The organism is Streptomyces sp. NPDC001292 (assembly GCF_042896465.1).
In the GTDB taxonomy this organism is placed as follows: Bacteria; Actinomycetota; Actinomycetes; order Streptomycetales; family Streptomycetaceae; genus Streptomyces.
The window spans coordinates 57,627-81,521 of the sequence record NZ_JBIAXG010000014.1 but is presented as its reverse complement, the minus strand read 5'-3'; the positions used below and the strand labels follow the sequence as shown (position 1 = coordinate 81,521).

Annotated in this window: 19 protein-coding genes and 3 pseudogenes; 11 read left to right on the top strand and 11 right to left on the bottom strand. The window is 72.3% G+C overall.

Annotated features, from left to right (window positions below; translation table 11 throughout):
* Positions 1-16 precede the first annotated feature (16 nt).
* Entirely contained in the window at positions 17-436 is a 420-nt protein-coding gene (locus ACFY4A_RS17255; protein WP_390830264.1) for a hypothetical protein, read from the bottom strand.
* Positions 437-879: 443 nt separating this feature from the next.
* Here ACFY4A_RS17255 and ACFY4A_RS17250 point away from each other — a divergent pair, with 443 nt between their 5' ends.
* Both ACFY4A_RS17250 and ACFY4A_RS17245 read left to right on the top strand, forming a co-directional pair.
* Positions 880-1,053 carry a hypothetical protein gene (locus ACFY4A_RS17250; protein ID WP_141355952.1) on the top strand — a complete coding sequence of 58 codons (174 nt, stop codon included), beginning with the start codon at positions 880-882 and terminating at the stop codon, positions 1,051-1,053.
* A 94-nt stretch (positions 1,054-1,147) separates the two neighbouring features.
* Positions 1,148-1,434: pseudogene (locus ACFY4A_RS17245) on the top strand (GNAT family N-acetyltransferase); the annotation flags it as partial.
* A 16-nt stretch (positions 1,435-1,450) separates the two neighbouring features.
* Here the strand turns inward: ACFY4A_RS17245 and ACFY4A_RS17240 are convergent.
* Positions 1,451-1,600: pseudogene (locus ACFY4A_RS17240) on the bottom strand (amidase); the annotation flags it as partial.
* Positions 1,601-1,797: 197 nt separating this feature from the next.
* Here ACFY4A_RS17240 and ACFY4A_RS17235 point away from each other — a divergent pair.
* Genes ACFY4A_RS17235 through ACFY4A_RS17225 form a run of 3 tightly spaced genes read left to right on the top strand, consistent with a single transcriptional unit; the run spans position 1,798 to position 6,364 of the window.
* Positions 1,798-2,049 (top strand): hypothetical protein, encoded by a 252-nt coding sequence (locus ACFY4A_RS17235; protein WP_390830263.1) that lies wholly within the window; start codon positions 1,798-1,800, stop codon positions 2,047-2,049.
* A gap of 22 nt (positions 2,050-2,071) precedes the next feature.
* Positions 2,072-3,301, top strand: a complete 1,230-nt coding sequence (locus tag ACFY4A_RS17230) for an SPFH domain-containing protein (protein WP_390830262.1) — start codon at positions 2,072-2,074, stop codon at positions 3,299-3,301.
* Between the two features lie 51 nt (positions 3,302-3,352).
* Positions 3,353-6,364, top strand: a complete 3,012-nt coding sequence (locus tag ACFY4A_RS17225; RefSeq protein ID WP_390830261.1) for an alpha-mannosidase — start codon at positions 3,353-3,355, stop codon at positions 6,362-6,364.
* Positions 6,365-6,493: 129 nt separating this feature from the next.
* Here the strand turns inward: ACFY4A_RS17225 and ACFY4A_RS17220 are convergent, their stop codons facing one another.
* The gene (locus tag ACFY4A_RS17220) at positions 6,494-7,915 is read right to left on the bottom strand and encodes a lipase maturation factor family protein (RefSeq protein WP_390830260.1); all 1,422 of its coding nucleotides are present in this window, start codon (positions 7,913-7,915) and stop codon (positions 6,494-6,496) included.
* A 92-nt stretch (positions 7,916-8,007) separates the two neighbouring features.
* On the opposite strand from ACFY4A_RS17220, the gene ACFY4A_RS17215 reads away from it, so the two are divergent.
* Both ACFY4A_RS17215 and ACFY4A_RS17210 read left to right on the top strand, forming a co-directional pair.
* Entirely contained in the window at positions 8,008-10,095 is a 2,088-nt protein-coding gene (locus tag ACFY4A_RS17215) for a SpoIIE family protein phosphatase (RefSeq protein WP_390830259.1), read from the top strand.
* Positions 10,096-10,149: 54 nt separating this feature from the next.
* Positions 10,150-11,013, top strand: a complete 864-nt coding sequence (locus tag ACFY4A_RS17210; RefSeq protein ID WP_390830258.1) for an Fpg/Nei family DNA glycosylase — start codon at positions 10,150-10,152, stop codon at positions 11,011-11,013.
* 4 nt (positions 11,014-11,017) lie between these two features.
* Here ACFY4A_RS17210 and ACFY4A_RS17205 read toward each other — a convergent pair whose 3' ends face one another.
* The 3 genes from ACFY4A_RS17205 to ACFY4A_RS17195 form a co-directional block, all read right to left on the bottom strand.
* Complete coding sequence (locus ACFY4A_RS17205; RefSeq protein ID WP_390830257.1) at positions 11,018-11,668, bottom strand: zf-HC2 domain-containing protein; 651 nt, start codon at positions 11,666-11,668, stop codon at positions 11,018-11,020.
* Positions 11,669-11,823: 155 nt separating this feature from the next.
* Positions 11,824-12,339 (bottom strand): hypothetical protein, encoded by a 516-nt coding sequence (locus ACFY4A_RS17200; RefSeq protein ID WP_390830256.1) that lies wholly within the window; start codon positions 12,337-12,339, stop codon positions 11,824-11,826.
* Between the two features lie 146 nt (positions 12,340-12,485).
* Positions 12,486-13,034, bottom strand: coding sequence for a sigma-70 family RNA polymerase sigma factor (locus tag ACFY4A_RS17195; protein ID WP_141355925.1), 549 nt, complete (start codon positions 13,032-13,034; stop codon positions 12,486-12,488).
* 210 nt (positions 13,035-13,244) lie between these two features.
* On the opposite strand from ACFY4A_RS17195, the gene ACFY4A_RS17190 reads away from it, so the two are divergent.
* The gene (locus ACFY4A_RS17190) at positions 13,245-14,411 is read left to right on the top strand and encodes a CapA family protein (RefSeq protein ID WP_390830255.1); all 1,167 of its coding nucleotides are present in this window, start codon (positions 13,245-13,247) and stop codon (positions 14,409-14,411) included.
* A gap of 6 nt (positions 14,412-14,417) precedes the next feature.
* On the opposite strand, the gene ACFY4A_RS17185 is transcribed toward ACFY4A_RS17190, so the two are convergent.
* Complete coding sequence (locus ACFY4A_RS17185) at positions 14,418-14,915, bottom strand: MarR family winged helix-turn-helix transcriptional regulator (protein ID WP_390830254.1); 498 nt, start codon at positions 14,913-14,915, stop codon at positions 14,418-14,420.
* 57 nt (positions 14,916-14,972) lie between these two features.
* On the opposite strand from ACFY4A_RS17185, the gene ACFY4A_RS17180 reads away from it, so the two are divergent.
* Entirely contained in the window at positions 14,973-15,797 is an 825-nt protein-coding gene (locus ACFY4A_RS17180; RefSeq protein WP_390830253.1) for an alpha/beta fold hydrolase, read from the top strand.
* A gap of 30 nt (positions 15,798-15,827) precedes the next feature.
* On the opposite strand, the gene ACFY4A_RS17175 is transcribed toward ACFY4A_RS17180, so the two are convergent.
* Positions 15,828-17,240 (bottom strand): amino acid permease, encoded by a 1,413-nt coding sequence (locus ACFY4A_RS17175; RefSeq protein WP_390830252.1) that lies wholly within the window; start codon positions 17,238-17,240, stop codon positions 15,828-15,830.
* 140 nt (positions 17,241-17,380) lie between these two features.
* On the bottom strand, positions 17,381-17,860 hold the full coding sequence (locus ACFY4A_RS17170) for a universal stress protein (RefSeq protein WP_390830251.1): 480 nt from the start codon (positions 17,858-17,860) through the stop codon (positions 17,381-17,383).
* 115 nt (positions 17,861-17,975) lie between these two features.
* Between ACFY4A_RS17170 and lysX the strand changes: the two genes are divergently transcribed.
* Together lysX and ACFY4A_RS17160 are read left to right on the top strand one after the other, a co-directional pair.
* Positions 17,976-21,269 carry a bifunctional lysylphosphatidylglycerol synthetase/lysine--tRNA ligase LysX gene (lysX, locus tag ACFY4A_RS17165; protein ID WP_390830250.1) on the top strand — a complete coding sequence of 1,098 codons (3,294 nt, stop codon included), beginning with the start codon at positions 17,976-17,978 and terminating at the stop codon, positions 21,267-21,269.
* 97 nt (positions 21,270-21,366) lie between these two features.
* Entirely contained in the window at positions 21,367-22,209 is an 843-nt protein-coding gene (locus ACFY4A_RS17160) for a polysaccharide deacetylase family protein (protein ID WP_390830249.1), read from the top strand.
* 45 nt (positions 22,210-22,254) lie between these two features.
* Here the strand turns inward: ACFY4A_RS17160 and ACFY4A_RS17155 are convergent, their stop codons facing one another.
* Together ACFY4A_RS17155 and ACFY4A_RS17150 are read right to left on the bottom strand one after the other, a co-directional pair.
* Complete coding sequence (locus ACFY4A_RS17155) at positions 22,255-22,929, bottom strand: class F sortase (RefSeq protein WP_390830248.1); 675 nt, start codon at positions 22,927-22,929, stop codon at positions 22,255-22,257.
* Positions 22,930-23,210: 281 nt separating this feature from the next.
* A pseudogene (locus ACFY4A_RS17150) lies at positions 23,211-23,895 on the bottom strand (hypothetical protein); the annotation flags it as partial.

The window sequence follows — 23,895 nt, the reverse complement described above, 5'->3', positions numbered from 1 at the left end:
CCCGTCCGACACCGTGTCAGTCCACGGTCCGCAGCCGGAAGTTGCCCGCCGCGACCAGCTCCAGGACCGTGCGCCAGTCCTCCAGGACACCGGCGTCGAAGCCGGCGGTGCGGGCCTCCTCGGCCGCTTGGCGCAGCGACAGCGCGTCATCCTCGGGCAGGCGGCCGTCGGCGGGCGCCGCATGCCACCGTACGAGGCGGGAGACGCGCCCGCCGAGCAGCGCGCGCACCGCGTCCGCCGCCGGGTCGCCCGCACCGGCCCCGCCGCCCGGTCGCAACAGCCGGCCGATGCCGTGGACCAGGCCCGCCACCTGGAGCTCCTTGTCGGCCGGGTGGCGCCGGCGCAGCAGGGCGGCCGTGCGCAGCGCGTGGGCGCGGGCATCGGGCGGGCAGGCGTACAGCAGGTCCATGAGCTCCTCGGCGCTGCGCAGCTCCATGCGTCGGTCCTCCCGCGAGAAAGCCGTCGTGGTGGGTCAGCAGATCATGGCGAGCTTGCGGCGGGGCCAACGGAACCTGAACGGTCCCACGGGTGCGCCGGGTAGCCCCCAGGGATGAATCCCGCCCGGCACATGATGCGACAAATCACCCTGTAAGTGGTCCAATCAACACGCGCGACGTCAGATAGTTACCTGCTCTTTGCAGCCCCATCGAGCGGGGGGCCGCTCATTTGGTTAATCTGGGGTGGACGGACAGCGACTAGGGGTTCCATCCACACCCATGGTCCGTCCCGGGGCAAGCCGGTGCACCACGGCCTGCTCGCACCTCAGTTGCCGACGCCACCGCGTCCGAGATGCCTAAGACCAGACCCGAGCGGGCTTCGGGCGGCGCGGTGCCGACCGGCCGTATGCCCCGAGGGTGACCGACACATAAGGAGTGCGCGGTGACACCGGAGAAGACGAATCGCGAGCAGCGCCCCAACGAACGCACGGAGCGCGCGGGCCGGCGGCCCGCAGACCTGGGCAGCCTCGACGTGTGGGCCCGCTCGGCCCCGATCCGCCTGGCGGGCTACGAGGACGACCTGGCCGAGCCGCACATCCTGCCCAGCGTGGACTGACCCGGCGGGATCCCGTCGCGATCGCCGACCGCATGGGCGTGCCAGACTCACGCCCATGCAGATCTGAGAGGCCACGGCCGAGGACTGGCCGCGGATCTGGCCCTTCTGGCACCGGATCGTCGCCGCCGCCGAGACCTACGCCTGGGACCCGGACACCTCCGAGGAGGATGCCCGGGCGCTGTGGATGGGCCCCGCCAAACGCGTGTACGTCGCCGAGGGCGACACCGGGGCGGCCGTCGGCTCCGCCTACGTCACCCCCAACTACGGCGGTCCCGCCGCCCGTGTCGCCAACGCGGGCTTCATGGCCGACCCCGACCGGGCCGGCCGGGCGTCGGCCGCGCCTTGGCCGAGCACGTCCTGGAGGCCGCGACGGCCGCCGGCACCTTCAGCGCGGTCTCTCGGCGCGGACGGTGCAAAAGGCGCCGACGCGGCGTCGAGCCGCTCGATCCGGGCGAGGTGCTCGGCCACCATCTCGCGGGGCGTGGCCCGCTCCTCGAGTACGGCCGCGGCGATCTCGGCGGCACCTGCGGCCGGCCCAGCTGGTCACCAGCTGGTCACGGGCGCTCCTCGGAAGGGGGCGGGCGGTTTCGTACTCGCGAGTGCGTAGGGAGAACTGTGCCCGGCGGCGGGTACCACGTCGAGAGGTGGCCCGTCGCGGAAAGGCCGGTGCAGCGGCGTGTGCGGCTCGTCCGAGTGGGTCTAAGGTCGAAGGCAGAGGACGCGTACGAGGGGAACCGGTCGGCGATGGCACAGGACGAGGCCGTGATCGGCTGCACGGGGGAGCTTCTCATCGGAACGCGCGGTTCCGCCGGTCCGGGCGAGATCCTGGTGCGGGTCAGAGGCGGTTCCGAGACCTTCCTCGCCTGGTCGCAGGAACCGCTGCCGATCGGTGCGACGGTGCTCGTGGTCGAATCACGCGGATGCCGTGAGGTCGACGTCATCGCGTGGGGCGACCCCTTGGAGTGTTTGCGGGACGATCCTGTCGATCCGGGCTGATCCGGACTAAGGAGGACAGGCCATGTTCGGTTACCGCGTTCCCGCCCCCGACGAGGCGATGCTGGTCTCAGGAGGCAGGCGGGGACTGGGGGGCGCGCCGTTCCGGGTGGTGACGGGACACGGCAAGTTCGTGCTCCCCGTCCTCCGCAAGGTCCGCTTCCTCACCCTGTCGATGTGCGAGTCCGAGGTCGTCGAGACCTGCGTCACCAGGCAGGGCATCGCGCTGCACGTGCGCGCCGTCATCGCCTTCAAGGTCGGCAACGACACCGAGAGCATCATCAACGCGGGCCAGCGGTTCCTCTCCGACCAGGACCAGATGTCGGTCCTGACCGGACGGATCTTCGCCGGACACCTGCGGGCCATCATCGGCTCGATGACGGTCGAGGAGATCGTCACCGAACGGCAGAAGCTCGCCGCCGAGGTGCTGGACACCTCGAAGACCGAGATGGCGAAGATCGGCCTGATCGTGGACTCGCTGCAGATCCAGTCGATCGACGACGGGGACACCGGCTACATCGACGCGATGTCCGCACCGCACAAGGCGGCCATCCGGCGGCAGGCCCAGATCGCCCAGGCCCAGGCCAACCAGGCCGCCGCCCAGGCGGAGCAGGAGGCGGCGCGCAAGCAGGCCGAATACGCCCGGCAGACCGCCGTGGTGAAGGCGGAGTACTCGGCCGAGGTGGACCGGGCCCAGGCACGGGCGGCCCAGGCCGGCCCGCTGGCGCAGGCCCACGCCCGGCAGGAGGTGCTCGACGCCCAGACCGAAATGGCTCAGCGGCAGGCCAGGCTGCGCCAGCAGGAGCTGGTGGCCGAGATCGTGAAGCCCGCCGAGGCCGAGGCCGAGCGTGTCAGGGTCCTCGCGGCCGCGGAGGCGCAGCGGATGAAGATCCAGGCCGAGGCGGCGTCGTCGTACGACCGTGTCGCCCTGGACCGGATGCTGATCGACCAGCTGCCGCTGATCGTGAAGGAGGCGGCGGGAGGCCTCTCCGGGGCCAACGTCAACGTCCTGAACGGCGCCGACGGACTCGGCGAGATCGCGGCCGGTCTGGTCGCCCAGGGCCTGACGATCCTGGACTCTGTCCGGCAGAACCTGAACGGCCACGGCGACCGGAAGTCCGGCGGCGGCCGCCCCGAGCAGGGCGACGGCCGGCTCGAACTGCGGGGCCCGAGCGCGCCGCAGCCGGATGCCGAGGGAGACGAGCCGGGCGAGGGCACGGCAGACGGGGAACGGCCGGGCCCCCGCACCCACTGATGTCCGCGCCGGGCCCGAACCGCCGCCCGCCCACCCCACGGAGCCTCCCTCATGCATGACGACCGCAGCCTGGTGGAGGCCCGCCTCCGGCGTGTGCTCGACGAGCGCATCCGTCCCGCCGTCCATCCGGAGTCCGTCCCGCTGGAGGTGGCGGTGTGGCACGCGCCCGGCGAGCCCGTGCCGGTCGCCGACGGGCTCGCCGCCGAGCCCGAGCCGATCGAGGTGGGCACCCGGTGGGGTGCGCCGTGGGGCACCAGCTGGTTCCGGGTGACCGGCACCGTGCCCGAGGCATGGGCCGGGAGAACCGTCGAAGCGCTGCTCGACCTCGGCTTCGACGAGAACATGCCCGGCTTCCAGTGCGAGGGCCTGGTCTACCGGCCGGACGGCACCCCGGTGAAAGGGCTCAACCCGCGCACCCAGTGGGTCCGCGTCGGCGCCCCCGCCCTGGGCGGCGAGGAGGTGCGCCTGCACATCGAGGCCGCCTCCAACCCCGTCGTCCCCGGTTTCCTGCCCACCCCGCTCGGCGACCCGGAGACGGCGGGCGACGAGCCGCAGTACACGCTCACGCGCATGGACCTCGCCGTGTTCGACGACAGCGTGTGGCAGCTGGTCATCGACCTGGAGGTGCTGGGCGAGCTGATGGCCGAGCTGCCAATCGACTCGCAGCGCCGCTGGGAGATCCTGCGCGCGGTGGACAGGGCGCTCGACGCGGTGGACCTCCAGGACGTGAACGGCACGGCGGAGCGGGCCCGTGCCCGGCTCACCGAGGTGCTGGCCGCGCCCGCCGTCGCCTCCGCGCACCGGATCAGCGCGGTCGGGCACGCCCACATCGACTCGGCGTGGCTGTGGCCGCTGCGCGAGACCGTGCGCAAGGTGGCCCGCACCGCGTCCAACATGACCGCGCTGCTCGAGGAGGAGCCGGAGTTCGTCTTCGCCATGTCCCAGGCCCAGCAGTGGGCGTGGCTCAAGGAGCGGCGGCCCGAGGTGTGGGCGCGGGTGAAGAAGGCCGTGGCGGACGGGCGGTTCGTGCCGGCCGGCGGCATGTGGGTGGAGTCCGACACCAACATGCCCGGCTCGGAGGCGATGGCCCGGCAGTTCGTGCACGGCAAGCGGTTCTTCCTCGACGAGTTCGGCATCGAGAACGACGAGGCCTGGCTGCCCGACACCTTCGGCTTCGCCGCCGGCCTGCCGCAGATCATCAGGGCAGCGGGCTCCACCCGGCTGCTCACGCAGAAGATCTCCTGGTCACGCACGAACGCGTTTCCGCACCACACCTTCTGGTGGGAGGGCATCGACGGCACGCGGATCTTCACCCACTTCCCGCCCGTCGACACCTACAACTGCTCCATGACCGGCGGCGAGATCGCCCACGCGGCACGCAACTTCAAGGACAAGGGCGCCGCCCGGCACTCCCTCGCCCCCACCGGCTGGGGCGACGGAGGCGGCGGAACCACCCGGGAGATGGTCGCCAAGGCGGCCCGGCTGCGCGACCTCGAGGGCTCGGCGCGGGTGGTGTGGGAGACACCGCGGGCCTTCTTCGACAAGGCGGAGGCCGAGTATCCGCAAGCCCCTGTCTGGGTCGGTGAGTTGTACCTGGAGCTGCATCGCGCCACCCTCACCAGTCAGGCCGCCACGAAGCAGGGCAACAGGCGCAGCGAACACCTGCTGCGGGAGGCGGAGCTGTGGGCGGCGACGGCGGCCGTACGCACCGGGTTCGCCTACCCCTACGAGGAGTTGGACCGGATCTGGAAGACCGTGCTGCTGCACCAGTTCCACGACATCCTGCCCGGCTCCTCCATCGCCTGGGTGCACCGCGAGGCACGGGCCACGTACGAGCGGATCGCCGGGGAGCTGAACCGGATCATCGACTCCGCCCAGCGCGCGCTGGCTGGTGAGGGCACCACACCGCAGGTCTTCAACGCGGCGCCGCACGCGCGGGCGGGCGTCCCGGCAGGCGGCGCCGCCACCCCGGCCACCGGGGGAAGCACGGAGCTGAGGCCCCGCGCGGGCGGCGGCCACGAACTGGACAACGGACTGCTGCGGATCGGGATCGACGACCGGGGTGTGGTCGTCTCGGCGTACGACATCGAGGCCGGCCGCGAGACGATCGCTCCGGGCCGGGCCGCGAACCTCCTCCAACTGCACCCGGACCTCCCGAACATGTGGGACGCCTGGGACGTGGAGGAGTTCTACCGCAACACGGTCGCCGACCTCACGGACGCCGAGTCCGTCACGGCCGGCGAGGACGGCGCCTCTGTGCGGGTCGTACGGTCCTTCGGAGACTCCCGGGTCACCCAGGTGCTGTCGCTTCCGGCGGGTGAGCGGCGGCTGGTGCTGGACACGGAGGTGGACTGGCACGAGACGGAGAAGTTCCTCAAGCTGGCCTTCCCGCTCGACGTGCACGCCGAACGGTACGCGTCGGAGACGCAGTTCGGGCACTTCCACCGGCCCACCCACACCAACACCTCCTGGGACGCGGCCAAGTTCGAGGCCTGCAACCACCGTTTCGTGTACGTCGCCGAGCCCGGCTGGGGCGTCGCCGTCGTCAACGACTCCACGTACGGCCACGACGTGACCCGCACCGTCCGCACCGAAGGCGACCGGGGCACCACCACCACGGTCCGGATGTCCCTGCTGCGCGCCCCCCGCTTCCCCGACCCCGAGACCGACCAGGGCGTGCACCGCTTCCGGCACGCCCTGGTGCCGGGCGCGGACATCGGGGACGCGGTCCGCGAGGGCTGGCGGATCAACGTGCCCGAGCGGCGGCTGACCGGGGGCGGGGACGTGGCTCCCCTGGTGGCGGTGGACGAGGACGCCGTGGTCGTGACGGCGGTGAAACTGGCCGACGACGGCAGCGGTGACGTGGTGGTCCGCTTCCACGAGGCCCACGGCGGCCGGGCGAGGGCGACGCTCACAGCCGGGTTCGAGGTCGCGGACGTGACGGTGACGGACCTGCTGGAGCGGCCCCTGCCCCAGATGGCGGCACCGGAGCGGGACGGCGGCCGGATCGTCCTGCGGCTGCGGCCGTTCGAGCTGGTGACGCTGCGGCTGCGGCGCGTGTGAGGCCCGGAACCGCAGGCGGCGCGGCAGGATCGCGCCGTGCCGCTCGACCGGTGGGGCTGAACGACTTCACGGTGAAGGTGCCCGTGGCTCTCATGACCGTGGCCGTACCGGCCCGGCAACGGGGCCGGGTCACGGCTCCCGGGTGCCGGTGGCCAGCCGGGTCGGCGGCAGGAAGTCCTGCACATAGGTGCGGTCCCAGCAGGCGCCGGTCGCCCGCAGCTGCCGCCAGGTCGTGTAGTGGTAGCGGAAGAGCCGGGCGCGGACGTAGCGCGGGGGCTCGTCGGGCGGGAAGGGGGAGCGGCGCAGCAGCCTGAGGGTGTCTCGGTCGTTCTCCAGGAGCCGCTCCACCATGGCGCCGAACCAGACGCCCGCGTAGGCCGGGGACAGCGCGGCGAACCACATCATCCAGTCCAGGCGCAGATGGTAGGGCGCGAACTGGCGCGGCCAGTGCCGGGGATCACCGGGCTTGCCCCGGAACTCGTACTCCCGCCAGTCCGCGTCCTCGTGCGGCACCTCGTCCAGCGTGCCCTCCACCACCACCTCGTAGCGGACACGGCTGACGCTGCCGAACGCGCCGTAGGTGTTGACCAGGTGCAGCGGGTCGAAGGAGCGGTTCATGACCTGCCGGCGGGAGACCATGTTCACCACCGGGCGGTAGCTCAGGAACACCACCAGCGCGGCCACGGCGAGGACCACGACCTCGTACCACAGCGGCGCGGCCGGCACGGACGGCGCGCTCCCCGGGAAGCGGACCGCCGACAGCGCCAGCACGATCGTGATCCAGTTCAGCCAGGAGAAGTTCCCGGACAGCACCAGCCACAGCTGGGTGACGATCATCAGCGAGGCACCGGCCGTGGCGATGGGCTGCGGAGTGAACAGCAGGAACGGCACGATCAGCTGCGTGACGTGGTTGGCGGCCACCTCCGCCTTGTGCAGGGGCCCGGGCAGGTGGTGGAAGAACCAGCTCAGCGGGCCCGGCATCGGCTGCGTCTCGTGGTGGTAGTGCAGACAGGTCAGCTTCCGCCAGCAGGTGTCGCCGCGCAGCTTGATCAGCCCGGCGCCGAACTCGACGCGGAAGAGGATCCAGCGCAGCAGGAACAGCACGACGACGGGCGGGGCCACCTCGTCGTTGCCGAGGAAGATCGCGAGGAACCCGGTCTCCAGCAGCAGCGACTCCCAGCCGAAGCCGTACCAGGTCTGCCCGACGTTGACGATCGACAGATACAGCGCCCAGGGGACGAGCCACAGCAGCATCCCGGCCCACAAGGGCACCAGCGAGTCCACGCCCGCGACCAGCGCCGCCGACACCGCGCAGCCGGTCCAGGCGACCGTGGCGAAGAGCCGGTCGGAGTAGCGCAGGTGGAACAGGCTCGGCGCCCGGGTGAACGGCACCCGCTCGAGGAAACGGGGGATCGGCAGCATGCCCCGTTCGCCGAGCAGCGCGCGGAACTGGAGGGCCGCCGTCAGGAACGCGACGAGATACACCGCGGCCAGCGCCCGCTGGAAGACCAGCCGGCTCAGCCAGTACTCGGGTGCGGTGAACCAACCCACGGTCGAGCGCTCCTCTCCTCTCGGAAAGTCACGGGCCCCGGCTACCCCACCCCCGGCTCGAAGAATCAGTCAATCCCTGGCAAGGTGTCCCCATGGCTGAACAGGGAGCGCCTGCCCTGTCACTCCCGGAGGACTGGCCCGCCCACCCGGCTCCCATCCTGGCGCTCAACGGCATGGGCACTTTCGACTGGGACCTGGACGCCGGGCTCGTGCACATGGACGCCCAGGCCCACCGGATCTTCGACATCACCCCCGAGGAGAACGACGGCCGTCCGGACACCGTGGGCGAGCGGCTGCTGCGGTCCGAGCGCGAGCGACTGGACTCGCTGGTGGCCCAGGCGATGAAGGAAGGCCGCGAGAACTACGGCACCTACGTCCGCCTGCGCCGACGCGACGGCGGCCTGCGCTGGACTCACGTCCAGGGCCACATCCGCCGCGACGAGACGGGGCGGCCGCGCAGGATCGTCGGGATCATCCGGGACGCCTCCGAGGAACTGGGCGACATAGCCGCCCGCCGGGAGCGGGCCGCCCAGGCCGCGGCCCGGCGCAACCAGACCAACGTCGTGGAGACCGCCACCGCCGCCCTCGCCCACGCGCGCACCGTGCAGGACGTCATCGACGTCGTCAAGGACTCCCACGGGCTGGCCCTCCTCGGTTCCAAGAGCCTGGTGCTCGGCCTGGTCGAGGCCGGCCGCATCCGGCTCGTCGCCGAGGGCCCCGAGGGCTCCTCCGTGCCCGGCACCCGTGTCACCCGGATCGACGAGCCCTACCCGATGAGCGACGCCGTGCGCACCCTCAGCCCCCGCTTCATCGAGTCCCCGCAGGAGTTCGCCGAGCGCTACCCCATCCTGTGGCCGCACATCACCGGACTCGACATCACCTCGGCGGCCTATCTGCCGCTGATCGCCCAGGCCCGCCCGATCGGCGGCGTGGGCCTGCTCTACAGCGACCGGCGGGGCTTCACCCCGGAGGAGCGCAACGTCCTGATCGCCCTCGGCAGCAGCATCGCGCAGAGCCTCCAGCGGGCCATGCTCTACGAGCAGGAGAAGGACCTCGCCCAGGGCCTGCAACAGGCCATGCTGCCGCGCACCATCCCCAGCGTGCCCGGCGCCGACGTCGCCGTCCGCTACCGCTCCGGCTACGCGGGCGGCTCCCTCGGCCGGGACATCGGCGGCGACTGGTACGACCTGATCCCGCTGCCCGGCGGCCGGGTCGGCGCCGTCATCGGCGACGTCCAGGGCCACGACACGCACGCCGCCGCCGTCATGGGCCAGCTCCGCATCGTGCTGCGCGCCTACGCCGCCGAGGGCCACGCCCCGGCCACCGTGATGGCCCGCGCCTCCGTCTTCCTGCACGAACTCGACACCGACCGCTTCGCCACCTGCCTGTACGCGGAGGCCGACCTGTCCACCGGCGTCGTCCAGCTGGTGCGGGCCGGGCACATCGACCCGCTGGTCCGGCAGGACGACGGAAGCTGCCACCGGATCGCCGTCGACGGGGGACTGCCGCTCGGCCTGTCCGCCGAGTTCGGCAGCCTGGACTACCCGGTCGGCACCATGGAGCTCGACCCGGGCCAGTCCCTGGTGCTGTGCACCGACGGCCTGGTCGAACAGCCCGGCGCCGACCTCGACGACGGCTTACGGGCCCTGGCGCGGTCCATCGCCGCCGGACCCGGCGACGTACGGGACCTCGCCGACCGGCTGATCGAGATGGCCGAGGCACGCGGCGGCGACGACGACGTGGCCCTGCTCGTGCTGCGCCGCCAAGTGCCGTCCGAGCGGCAGCCCGTCGGCCGGCTCCAGCAGTACGTGGCCCCCGGCGACCCCGAAGCCCTGACCCGGGCCCGGCACATGATCCGCACGGCGGTGCGGGCCTGGGGCACCCAGGAGGATTCGTACGAGATCGAACTCGTGGCCGACGAACTGGTCACCAACGCCCTGGTGCACACCGAGGGCGCCGCGATCGTCACCCTGCGGGTCCTCAGCGGCCGCGACCGTCGGCTGCGGATCGAGGTCGAGGACTCCTCCAGTGCTCTGCCGCGCCGCCGCGAACCGGGAGAGCACGGTGTCTCCGGCCGGGGACTGCTGCTCGTGGACCGGCTCACCGACGTGTGGGGCGTGGAGGCGCGCGGCGGCGGCAAGTGCGTGTGGTGCGAGTTCGCGGTCCCCGAGGAGAGCTGAGAGCCGAGAGCCGCACCGCATGGCGTACCGGGGCTCCGGTGGCACTCTGGACGTATGCCGGAACTGCCCGAGGTCGAAGCGCTCAAGGACTTCCTGACCGACCACCTGGTCGGCCACGAGATCGTGCGCGTGCTGCCCGTCGCGATCAGCGTGCTGAAGACGTACGACCCCCCGGTCACCGCACTCGAGGGCCGCGAGGTCACCGCGGTGCACCGGCACGGCAAGTTCCTGGACCTGCGCACCGACGGCGGCCCGCACCTCGTCACCCATCTGGCCCGCGGGGGCTGGCTCCAGTGGAAGGACCGCCTGCCCGACGGCGCGCCCCGCCCCGGCAAGGGGCCGCTCGCCCTGCGCGTCGCCCTGGAGACCGGCGCGGGGTTCGACCTCACCGAGGCCGGCACCCAGAAGCGGCTCGCGGTGTACGTCGTACGGGATCCGCAGGAGGTGCCCGGTGTGGCCCGCCTCGGTCCCGACCCGCTGGCCGACGACTTCGACGAGGAGCGGTTCGCCCGGCTGCTCGCGGGGGAGCGGCGCCAGATCAAGGGCGCCCTGCGCGACCAGAGCCTGATCGCGGGTGTCGGCAACGCCTACAGCGACGAGATCCTGCACGCCGCGAAGATGTCACCGTTCAAGCTGGCCGCCTCTCTGACGCCGCGGGAGACGCGCACCCTGTACGAGGCGCTGCGCACCACCCTGACGGAGGCGGTCGCGCGCTCCAGGGGCCTTGCGGCCGGACGGCTGAAGGCGGAGAAGAAGGGCGGCCTGCGCGTGCACGGCCGGACCGGCGAGCCCTGCCCGGTGTGCGGGGACACCATCCGTGAGGTGTCCTTCAGCGACTCCTCGCTCCAGTACTGCCCGACCTGCCAGACGGGCGGGAAACCGCTGGCCGACCGGCGCCTGTCCCGGCTGCTCAAGTGACGGCTCAGCGCGAGTCGAGGGTCGCCAGGGGCCGTCCGCCCGCGGTGCGCACCTCGAAGCGGGCGATCTGGCCGGGATGCATCGTCGTGCCGCCCGCCACCGTACTGGTCCCCGCGTCGTGCGGGGGGACGCTCCAGGTGGTCACGGTCTGCTCCGAGCCGTCGCGGCCGACCACGACGAGCCGGCAGGAATGGGGGCCCGCCCCGTCCTCGACCCGCACCTCCACATCGCTGCCCCAGTCCCGGTCGGCGGCCCTGACCTCGGCCCACACCCCCGTGGTCGCGTCGGTCGCCGTGTACCGGGCGGGCCCGTCGTGGTGTCCGGCGACGGCGGCGACCGCGGGTCCGCACACGGCGAGCACCACCGAGGCGGCCAGACCGTAGAGGGCGCGCCGGCGTCCGGCCCGGCGCCGCCGCGCCACCTCGCCGACCAGCCGGTCCAGCAGCGCGGCGCCGGGCCGGGGCATGGGGTGCACGTAGCGCCGCGTGGCCCGCCGGTACAGCATCAGCTGCCGCGCCGTGGGTCCGAACTCGCTGACGTGCGCCGCGCAGCGAGGGCACTCCATGAGGTGGTCCTCGAAGCGGAAGGCATCCGCCTCGTCCAGCATGCCGAGCGCGTACGCGCCGGCATCGCGATGCCGTTCCAGGGACCTCATGCCGAATCCTCGTGCCTGTCAGTGCGGGTGGGGTTACTCCTTGCTGCCACCCGTACGCACCCGGCACCGGAATCACTCAGCCATGTCCCGAATCGTAATCAAGACGTTCGCAGCGGCCGGTCCCGCGGATTGGCCGGAATCCAAAAGGCCGGAATCTAGAAAAGGTGGATGGCCAGGTGCCCGAGGGGCAGTCCGAGCTGCCAGGCGGGCGTCCACACCTTCGGCCCCTCGTCCTCGCCGACCACGCCCGCGCCGCCCGGCACCGCGTCCAGATCGGGCGCGAGCAGCTCGGTCTCCTCCAGCCAGCGCCAGGCCGCCTCGGCCAGCGCCAGGTCCGGCGAGGGCACCCCGCCGGCCTCCGCCTCGGCCGCCAGGCCGGCCATCCGCTCGCACACCCAGTCCTGCCACGGCTGGTCGTACGCGGTCAGCGACAGCCAGGTCTCCAGCTGGGAGACCACCCGGACACGGGAGAGCTCGCCGCCGGTGTCGGAGAGGAAGACGGTGAGTGCCAGCGCGTCCCGCCCGGCGCGGAACTCGAACGACGTCGGCGGCATCAGATCGCCGGTGCGCAGCAGTTCGTCGGCGATGTACTCGGCGTACAACCAGGCCATGGGGACGGCCAGTTCGCCGCCGCCCGGGCCGTCAGTGCTCTCGTGACCTCTGTGCAGCATCCCTTCCTGCCTTCCTCCGGTGCGCGCTCCTCGCCCGACCCCGGGTCCCGGGGGCCCGCCCCGTCGGAACACGGATGAGGACAGCCGATTACTCAACGGTGGTCCACGGCAAGGCGCTTTACGGAGGTTTGACTCGGCAGTCGGTTTCACCGCAGGTCGGCCGCGTATCCCGGAAGCATCCGGCGCAGGGCGCGCAGCGCGTAGTACGCGCGGGACTTCACGGTACCGGGCGGGATCCCCAGGGTCCGGGCGGCCTCCGCCACACTGGCCCCCCGGAAGTACACCAGCACCAGGACTTCACGGTGCTCGGGAGTGAGTGTCTTCACAGCCTCCCGGACGTCGAGCGTCGCGGCGGACCGCTCGGCGTGGTCGGCGATGACCCGCGCGTTCTCCAGGTCCGCGTCCCCGACCTCCGGCGGCCGGGCCTGACGGGCGCGGCGCGCGTCGATGGCGAGCCGGCGCGCCACGGTCAGCAGCCACGGCCGCACCGAGTCGAAGGCGTCGGCGCGCAGCGCCTCGGGGTGCTGCCAGGCGCGTACGAGCGTCTCCTGGAGCAGGTCCTCGGCGCGCTGGCGGTCGCCGTCGCACAGACGCAGCAGCAGTGCGAAGAGCGGTCGGCCGTGCTCGCGTTGCAATGCGGCGAGCTCGTGCTCGGCGGTCGTCGTCCCGTGCGGGAGGGTGGTTCCGGCCGTCATGGCCGTATGGCATCGCAGGGGACCGCACGGGGACAGGGCGCGCACACCGCTGTGCGACGGACGGTCGATCGCGTCGACGAACGGTACGACGAACGGTCCGTCAGGCCCCTTGCCACACACGGACGGGCTAACGAAGGGCCGATACCGTTTGCGAAAGCCGTCAGATTCGTACCCATTTGTCTGTCCATACGACCGCCATGGGGTGAACTGATGATCGCACGCAGACAGCAGGTGTCCCTGGTCGTGACGGCCCTCCTCGCCGCGGCCGCCGCCTGCCAGGCCCACCAACGGGAAGACCAGCACACTCCGCCCGGACGGGCCGCCCCGGCCGCCCCGAACGCCGCGACCGCGCCCGGCGCGTTCACACTCGTCGCCTCCGGCGGCATCCTGCCGGACGCCTCGGTACTGGAGCGGTCCGCCTTCGACGCGGGCGGCGCGGGCCACGATTTCCGGCCGATGCTCGAAGGCGTCAAGGACATCGTCTCCCGGGCCGACCTGGCGCTGTGTCACCTGGGCACCGTCTTCGGCGCGAGCCCGCCCTACACCGGCGCGCCCGACTACAAGTCCCCGCCCGAACTGGCGCCGTCCCTCGCCGCGGCGGGCTACGACAGCTGCTCCACCGCCTCCGAGCACGCGCTGGACGACGGCGCCGACGGCGTCAGGCGCACCCTGGACGCCCTCGACGAGGCCGGGCTGCGGCACGCCGGTTCGGCGCGCGGCGAGGTCGAGGCGCGCGGCACACTCCTCCAGGCCGGGCGCACCGTGGTCGCCCATCTCGCCTACACCGACGGCACGAACGACGACCTCCCGCCCGATCAGCCGTGGGCCGTCCGGGTGATCGACGAGAAGCGGATCGTCGAGGACGCCAGAGCCGCCCGCCAGGCGGGTGCGGAGGTCGTGGTCGTGTCCCTGGACTGGGGCCAGGCGTGGCAGGACGCGCCCGACGCGCAGCAACTGGACCTCGCCCGGAAGCTGACCGCCTCACACGCCGGCGGCCGGCCCGACGTCGACCTGATCCTCGGCAGCCACGCCCACGTCCCGCAGGCCTACGAGAAGGTCAACGGCACCTGGGTGGTCTACGGCCTCGGTGACCAGATCGCCGGTGCGGCGACCGACGACAGCGGCCGGCCGAACCCGCGTGCCAACCAGAGCACGCTCGCCCGCTTCACCTTCTCCCCGCCCGCCCGGCCGGGCGGACGCTGGGAGGTGGCCCGGGCCGAGTTCGTGCCCGAGGTCTTCGACCTCGACGCCGGCCGCGTGGTGAACCTGGGCAAGGCCATCGCCCGGGGCGCCGACCTCCAGGGCGTGCGCGACCGGATCCGCACCGCGGTGCTCAGCCGGGGAGCGGCGAAGGACGGGCTCGTCATGGGGGAGTGAGGCCGGTCAGTCGACGTCCACGTGCTCGAAGAGGTCGAGCATCTCCCCGAGCACGCGCAGGCACGCCCGTACCTCGGACTCCGTCAGATCGCCCCCGACCCGGCGCAGCAGCAGGTGCTCACGGTCCAGCGCCGCGGTGATCGCCGCCCGGCCCGCGTCCGTGAGCCGGATCAGCGACGAGCGCTGGTGCGCCGGGTTCGGGACGCTCCGCACCAGGCCGCGGGCCGCCGCGTCGTTCACCATGCGCTGCACGAACTGGCGGCTGATCGCCTGCGCGCGTCCCATCTGCGGGACGGTCATCGGGCCGTGCTTGTGGAGCAGGTCGAGCACGGCCCGTACGCCGACGGACAGCCCCTCGACGGCCTCGCCCTGCTCGACCTTGCGCTGCACCCGCCGGTACAGCGGGCCCACCAGGTCGAACACCTCGGTGAGGCGGTGGCCGAGTTCGTCCGGCGGGAGGGGAGCGTCGGGGCTGTCCTCGATCTCGCTGTCCATGTCGCTCATCGCCCCATCATGACACCTGGGTTGCCAAACACCTTGCGGAATGACACCCTGGTTGTCATGAATGCTGCTGCGGATCTGCGTTTCCTCCCTTCCTCCGACGGCGACCTCGCCTACCTCGACACCGGCAGCGGGGACCCGGTGGTCCTGCTGCACTCCGGCTGGGTCGACCACCGCGTCCTCGACGCCCAGACCTCGGCCCTCGCCGCCGAGTTCCGGGTCCTCGCCCCGGACGTACGCGGCCACGGTTTCTCCGCCAACGCGACCAAGCCGTTCCGGTGGGCCGACGACCTTGCCGCACTGCTGCGCCACCTCGACGCCGGACCGGCGGTCCTCGTCGGCGTCTCGATGGGTGGCGCCATCGCCACCGACACCGTGCTGGAGTACCCGGAACTGGTCCGCGGGGTGGTCGCCTGCGGCGCCGCGACCAGCGAGTTCCAGTACACCGACCCCTGGGCGCGGCAGATGCAGGCCGAGTCGGACCGCGCCCTGGGCGCCGGCGACATCGACGGCTGGCTCACGTCCTTCCTGAGCTTCGCGCCCGGCCCGTACCGCACCCCGGACGACATGGACCAGGACATCCTGCGCCGGCTGCGCGACATGGCCCTGCACACCCTGTCCAAGCACACCGCCGATGAGGAGAACCGGCACGTGCCCCTGACGGGCACCTGGGACCGCGTGCCGAAGATCGGCGTCCCCGTGCTCACCGTCAACGGCGCCCTCGACGCACCCGACCTCATCGCCGAGGCCGAACGCCTCGCCCGCACCGTCCCCGACGGCCGCTCCGTGACGATCGAGGGCACCGCCCACTACCCGAACCTGGAGAAGCCGGAGGAGTTCAACGAGATCGTCGCGGACTTCCTCCGCGCCCTCCCGGCCCGCTGAACGCCGCCCCGGCCCCAGGCCCGGCAGACCCTAACGCCCGGCCAGCTCCGAGCGCTTGTACGAGTACCCGAAGTAGATCACGCACCCGATCAGGAACCACACGGCGAACCGCACCCAGGTCTCCCACTTCAGGAACGTGATCAGCCACAGCGAGAAGACCACACCCAGCGCCGGCACGAACGGCATCCACGGTGTACGGAAACCGCGCGGCAGGTCCGGCTGCCGGTAGCGCAGCACGATCACCGCCGTGCACACCACCACGAACGCCAGCAGGATGCCGATGTTGGTCAGTTCGGCCGCCTCCGCGATCGGCAGGAACCCCGCGATGACGGCCGACGCCACCCCGACGATCCACGTCACCCGCGTCGGCACGTGCCGCGTGGGGTGCGTCTTCGCGAACCACTTGGGCAGCAGCCCGTCCCGGGACATGGCGAACCACACCCGGGTCACGCCCAGCATGAACGTGAACATCACGGTGAGGATGCCGATGATCGCGCCCACCGCGATCACGTCCGCCAGCCGGCTCAGCCCCACCGACTTGAACGCGGTGGAGAAGCCGCTCTCCTTGTTGATGCCCTTGTAGTTCTGCATGCCGGTCAGCACCAGACAGGCCGCCACGTACAGCACCATCGCTATCGCCAGCGAGTAGATGATCGCCTTCGGCATGTGCCGCTGCGCGTCCTTGGACTCCTCGGCCGCCGTCGACATCGCGTCGTAGCCGAAGACCGCGAAGAACACCGTCGCCGCACCGGTGAACGCCCCGCCGACGCCGTAGGGGAAGAACGGGTGGTAGTTGGCGGTGTTGATGTGGAACACGCCGACCACGATCACGACCAGCACGACCAGCACCTTCAGTGCCACCACGAGCGTCTCGAAGCGGGCCGCGCTGCGGATGCCGAGGTTCAGCAGCCAGGCGATCAGCAGGCACAGGATCGCCGCGAACAGGTCGATCTTGTGCCCGGCGCCGGTGCCGGGCGCGCCCAGCATCCAGGCGGGCAGATGAGCTCCCATGTCCTCGACCAGGAAGCTGAAGTAGCCGGAGATACCGATCGCGACCACCGCCACGATCGCCGTGTACTCCAGGAGCAGGTCCCAGCCGATGAACCAGCCGGCGAACTCGCCGAGCACCGCGTACCCGTAGGTGTAGGCCGAGCCCGCCTTCGGGATCAGGCCCGCGAACTCGGCGTACGACAGGGCCGCCGCCGCGCTGGCGACACCGGCGACGAGGAAGGACACCAGTACCGCGGGACCCGCCGTACCGTTGGCCACCGTGCCGGCGAGGGTGAAGATGCCCGCGCCGATGATGCCGCCCACGCCGATCGCGGTCAGCTGCCACAACCCGAGTGATCGCTCCAGCCGTGGTCCCTCGGCGGCTTCCGTCTCCTCGATGTGTTCGATGGGTTTACGGCGGAGAATGCCCTCACCCATCCGGAGCCCGGCCATGCGTCTCACCTCTTCACAGACGGCAAACGGCTGACGGCGGTCATGGTGGCCCACCACCGCCCGGGTACGGAAGACGCCACGCACCGACCCGGCGGCGGTCCAGGTCGCCCGCCGCGGAGTCCGGGCACCGGGAACGGGCCCTACGGAACCACCGTCACCGGCCAGCGCCCCGCCTTCACCAGGCGGACCGCGACCGAGCCGATGATCCGGTGGCCGGCCTGCTCGGAGGCGCCCACCACCACCGCGTCCGCCCGCAGTTCGCCGGCGGCCTTCACCAGGCCGTTGTACGGGTCCCCGCGGAAGGTGTGGAACTCCCAGCGGACCTCGAATATCCCCTTCAGCCGCTCCGCGGACTCCCGGATCTGCTGCACGAGGTCCTCGGCGATCTCGTCGGTCGTGTCCGCCACCGGCGCCCCGAGCGCCGCCCCCGCCGTCATCACCGGCTGCACGTACACCACGGCCAGCAGCGCGCCCTGCCGGCGGGCGAGACCGGCGGCGTACGCGGCGGCCCGCATCGACGAGTCGGAGCCGTCCACGCCGGCGACGATGACCTTCGGCCCGTCCGTGCCCCGCTCGAACCGGTGCGCGTGCCGCTCGTGCTGCTCGTGCTGTTCCGTCACATGTGCGAGGCTATCGGAATCCCCGGTTCACACAGCCGCGCGGGGCGCCTCTCGACGGGCGCCCCGCGCGCCCTGTTCCTACAGTCGGAACCATGAGCGCCACCACGTCAGAGCCATGACCGCCACCACCGGCGCCGTCCCGTCCCGGGGCGCCGCCGACCCCGCCCGGCCGCCGCGGGGGCGCGGCCTCCTCAGCAGGGTGCCGCAAGGCTTCGCCACCTTCTTCGGCGCTCTGGCCCTGCTGTGCGCGCTGCTGGACCTCATCGCCCCGCTGCGCGTCCTGCTCCACCCCGTCGTCCGCGTCCTGGACCTGCTCCTCGTCCCGGTCAGCGCCAACCTCGCCTACGCCGTCTTCCTCGTCCTGCTGGCCGGCGCGACCGCCGCCCGCAAGAAGGTCGCCTGGTGGCTGGTCGTCGGCTACCTGAGCCTGGTGATCCTCAGCGACGTCCTCGGCCTCGCGGTCGGCGAGTACGCCGAGTCGGCGCCGTCCCTCGTCCTGTGCGGTCTGGCGCTGGTGCTGCTGATCGCGGCCAGAGGGGAGTTCTACGCCGCCTCCCGCCGCGGCGCCTGGTGGCGGGCGCTGGCCGTGCTGGCCGCCGGCCTCGCCGTGGCCGTCCTGGCCGGCTGGGGCCTGGTCGCGCTCTTCCCCGGCACCCTGCCCTCCGGCCTGCACCTGGCGTGGTCCGCCAACCGGGTCATGGGCGGACTGGTCTCCGCCCGCGACTTCGACGGCCGCCCGCCGCGCCCGGTGACCTTCCTGCTCGGCCTGTTCGGGGCGCTCGCCCTGCTCAACGCCGCCGCCACGCTGTTCCGTTCGCAGCGCCTGGAGGCGGCCCTGCACGGCGACGAGGAACCCCGTATCCGCGCCCTGCTCAAGGCCTACGGCGAGGACGACTCCCTCGGCTACTTCGCCACCCGCCGCGACAAGGCCGTCGTCTTCTCACCCAGCGGCAAGGCCGCCGTCACCTACCGCGTCGAGGCCGGCGTGTGCCTGGCCAGCGGCGACCCCGTCGGCGACCGCGAGGCCTGGCCGCACGCCATCGCCGCCTGGCTGGACGTGGCCCGCCGCTACGCCTGGGCGCCCGCCGTCATGGGCGCCTCCGAGGAGGGCGCCCGGGCCTACGCCCGCGCCGGACTCGGTGCCCTCCAGCTCGGCGACGAGGCGATCGTGCACGTCGCCGGCTTCGACCTCGACGGCCGGGACATGCGCGTGACCCGGCAGGCCGTGCGCCGCGTCCGCCGCACCGGCGCCATCTGCCGCGTCCGCCGGCACGCCACCCTCACCGAGGCCGAGATGGAGGAGATCGTCGACAGGGCCGACACCTGGCGCGACACCGAGACCGAGCGCGGCTTCTCCATGGCCCTGGACCGCCTGGGCGACCCTGCCGACGGCGACTGCCTCCTGGTCGAGGCCCTCGACGCGGAGGGCCGGCTGCTCGCCCTGCTGTCCTTCGTGCCCTGGGGCCGCGACGGCGTCTCCCTGGACCTGATGCGCCGGGACCGCGCCGCACCCAACGGCGTCATGGAGTACATGGTCGCCGAACTCTGCGCGGCCGCCCCGAAACTCGGCGTACGCCGCATCTCGCTGAACTTCGCGGTGTTCCGCTCGGTGTTCGAGGAGGGCGCCCGCATCGGGGCCGGACCGGTGCTGCGGCTGTGGCGCGGCCTGCTGCTGTTCTTGTCCCGCTGGTGGCAGCTGGAGGCCCTGTACCGGTCCAACGCCAAGTACCACCCCGAGTGGTACCCGCGTTTCATCTGCTACGGCGAGACCGCCTCCCTCGCCCGGATCGGCCTGGCCTCCGGCATCGCCGAGGGCTTCGTCGCCGTACCCTCGCTGCGCACCCTCTGGGGCAAGGGCCACCCGGCCCACCCCGCCACCGGACCACGCCCGGCCACCACCGCGGGCCTGCCCCCGCTGACGGCGCTCGGACTCGACGAGGAGACACGGGCCGGAGCCGGCCGTCCACTCGCCGGCCTGCCCGAGCAGGTCCGCGTCCGGCACGCCAGGCTCGACCGGCTGCGCGCCGCCGGCACCGACCCCTACCCGGTGGGGACGCAGACCCGCACCCGCACCCTCGCCGAGGTCCGCGAAGGGGAGCAGCTCACCGTGGCCGGCCGGATCCTGCTCGTCCGGGACTTCGGCGGCATCGTCTTCGTCGTGCTGCGCGACTGGTCCGGCGACCACCAACTCGCCCTCACCCGCGACCGGACCGGGCCCGCCGCCCTGAAGCGCTTCATCGCCGACACCGACATCGGCGACCACATCACCGCCACCGGCCGGGCGGGTAGGAGCGACCAGGGCGAGCCGACCGTCTTCGTCACCTCCTGGCGGCTGCTCGGCAAGTGCCTGCGCCCGCTGCCCGACAAACGCCGGGGCCTGGCCGACCCCGAGGCCAAGGTGCGCCTGCGCTACCTCGACCTGGTCACCAGCCCCGAGGCCCGCGAGGTCCTCCGCATCCGCTCCACCGCCCTACAGGCCCTGCGCCAGGGACTGCTGGACCGCGGCTTCCTCGAGGTCGAGACGCCGATGCTCCAGCAGATCCACGGCGGCGCCAACGCCCGACCGTTCACCACCCGCATCAACGCCTACGATCTCGACATGTACCTGCGCATCGCGCCCGAGCTGTACCTCAAGCGCCTGTGCGTCGGCGGTCTGGAGAAGGTCTTCGAGATGGGCCGCACCTTCCGCAACGAGGGCGTCTCCCACAAGCACAACCCCGAGTTCACGATGCTGGAGGCCTACCAGGCCTACGCCGACTACGACGTCATGCTCGACCTCGCCCGCGAGCTGATCCAGGGCGCCGCCACCGCCGCCTTCGGCCGCCCGGTCGTCCACAGGGACGGCACCGCGTACGACATCTCCGGGCCCTGGCCGGTCAGGACCGTGCACGGCGCGATCTCCGAGGCGCTCGGGGAGGAGATCGGCCCGGGCACCGACCCTGAGGCACTGCGCCGGCACTGCGACCGCGCCGGCGTGCCGTACACCGCGGACGACACCCCCGGCGAGATCGTCCTGGAGATGTACGAGCGGCTGGTGGAGGAGAGGACCGGGCCGCCCTCCTTCTACAAGGACTTCCCGACCGAGGTCTCCCCGCTCACCCGGCAGCACCGCACCGACCCGCGGCTCGCCGAACGCTGGGACCTCGTGGCCTTCGGCACTGAACTGGGCACCGCCTACTCCGAGCTCACCGACCCCGTCGAACAGCGCCGCCGGCTGACCGCCCAGTCCCTGCTCGCCGCCGGGGGCGACCCGGAGGCGATGGAGCTGGACGAGGACTTCCTCGACGCCCTCGAGTACGCCATGCCGCCCACCGGCGGCCTCGGCCTCGGCGTCGACCGGCTGGTCATGTTGCTCACCGGCCTGACGATCCGTGAGACGCTGCCGTTCCCGCTCGTGCGCCGCCGCTGAGGCACCCGCGCGCAACTGCCGCCGGGCGCTGGGCCGGGCGGGTGCTTTCGGGTCGCCGTGCCGGTGGAGAGGCGGAAGGCCCGGACACTGATGAGTCATGCAGAAGGATCAGTTGCTCACGCGGCGCCGGGCGTTGTTCGCCGGGGCCTTCGCTCTCGGAGCGGCGGGAGCGGCCGGCACGGCCGGTCTGCTGCTCTCCGGCTCCTCCGACACTCCGGTACCGTCCGCCCCCGCGGCGGGCCCCGAGGCGCGCAGCGCCCTCAAGTCCTCCGCCTACCGTCTGCAGCCCCTTGCAGGCGACGTCCCGCAGCGGGCCGCGCCGCTGCCCGCCAAGGTGCGGACCACGCCGATCCTGCGTTTCTCCGGCCGCGGCGACACCATGATGCTGACGTTCGACGACGGCCCCAACCCCGAGTTCACCCCGCACGTCCTGGACATCCTCGCCCAGTACGACGTCCGGGCCACGTTCATGGTCTGCGGGGAGATGGCCGGCTGGAACCGGGACCTGCTGGCCCGGATGGCCGACGAGGGACACGTCGTCGGCAACCACACCTGGAGCCACCCGCTGCTCACCCAGCTCAGCCGCCGCCGCGTCCGCGACGAGATCGAACGCACCAGCGACATCGTCGAGAAGACCTACGGCGAGCGGCCGTTGTGGTTCCGGGCCCCCTACGGCGCCTGGAACCGCGACGTGTTCGAGATCAACGCCGACCTGGGCATGGAACCGCTGGCCTGGACCGTCGACAGCCTCGACTGGACCACCCCCGGCACCGGCGCCATCGTGCGCCGGATCGAGCACGGCGCCGCCCCCGGGGTCGTGGTGCTCTCCCACGATGCCGGGGGCGACCGCTCGCAGACCGTCCGCGCGCTGCGCAAGTACCTCCCCAAGCTCCTCGACGACGGCCACCACTTCACCGTGCCGCGCCGGGAGTACACCTGAGCCGGGCCACGCGCACGGCCCGCCGCCCGCCCGGCCGGGGTCCGCTCAGCGAACCTCGGCCAGGCGGGCGAACACGACGACGTTCCCCTCATATCCGCTCTGCTTCGTGTAACCGCCGCCACAGGTGATGACCCGCAGTTCCGGCGTGCCCTTCGAGCCGTACACACGGTCTCCGGGGAAATTGTTCTTCTCGAACACCTCGACGCCGTACACCTCGAATACGGCCGTCTTCCCGTCCTGGCGGTTGATTTCGACGCGGTTTCCCTTCCGCAGGGCGCCGAGTCCGTAGAAAACGGCGGGTCCCGCGTCGTTGTCCACATGGCCGACGACGACCGACGTGCCCTTTTCCCCGGGCGTGACCGCGCCGTTGAACCAGCCGGCCAGATTCGGGTCCTGCGGCGGCGGCGCGGCGACCCAGCCGTCCGCGTCCACGCCGACCGGTGTGATGGGCGCGTCGACCTGGATCACGGGGACCCTGATCCGACCCGGCACCGAGCGCGCCAGAGGCTGCGGCCCCGCGCCCGAGGGGAGCGGCGTGTGCCTGATGTCCGGCGCGGCCGCCGTCGCGGGCTGTGGCGGGCCGACGTCGAACTCCCCGGAGCCGTTGCGGATCAGGGCGAGTCCGGTCAGCAGGGCAAGCGCTATCACGCCCCACGGTGCCCGCTTCCTCGGTGGCTCCCGCTCCTCCTCGATGAATCCGGTCAGCTCTCTCGCAGGCATTCGACGTCCCCTCTCGACCCGGCCGTCGCCGCGTCAATCGCGCATGCGAGAACGCTAAGTCCGGCGCGCGCAACCGGCGACGGGACGCACGCGAACGGGTGGCGGCGCCGTTTTTCCGTGCGCCATCCGAGGCGGTCCGGAAGGGTCAATTCTGACGGTCCGTGACCTGCATCGATATTCAATGGGGTGAAAGTCCTGGTGAATTCGCTCACCGAGACGGACCACTCCCGAAATGCGCCCGCGTGGAGCGCGTCCGAGGGTCGGTGGCGGGAGGTGCTTTGTCACCGATCGACCGGGTACGGGTCCCCGGGGCGCCTTCCACGGAGGATCACATGCGTACTACTCGTACCCTCTCGGCCCCCTCGACTCCCTTGGTGGTGCTGGCCGCGGCGGTCGCCGCGGTAGGGCTCGCCGCCCCGGCGGCCGTGGCGAAGGGCGGCGAAGTCCCCGGCATCGCACGGGACGGCGGCGTGGGAGGAGGCCAGGGAGGCGTTCCAGGAGGCGTTCCGGGCGGTGGTCCGGGAGGCGGCCCAGGAGTGGGCCCGGGAGGCGGCCCAGGAGTGGGCCCGGGAGGCGGCACGGGAGTGGGGCCGGGGTTCGGGCCGGGAGTGGGTCCGGGGTTCGGGCTCGGCCCCGGATTCGGCCCCGGATTCGGTCCGGGGATCGGACCCGGCCATGGACAGGTCGGCGGCTTCGGCGAGTTCCGTGGTTTCGGTGAGTTCCCCGGTGGTGGCCGGGGCGACAGGTTCGGCGAGTTCCGTGGCTTCGGCGAGTTCCGCGCTCGTCCGGGGGACAGGTTCGGTGAGTTCCGCGGGTTCGGTGAGTTCCGTGGCCATGGCCGGGGGGACAGGTTCGACGAGTTCCGTGGCAATGGCCGGGGGGACAGGTTCGACGAGTTCCGTGGCAATGGCCGGGGGGACAGGTTCGACGAGTTCCGTGGCAATGGCCGGGGGGACAGGTTCGACG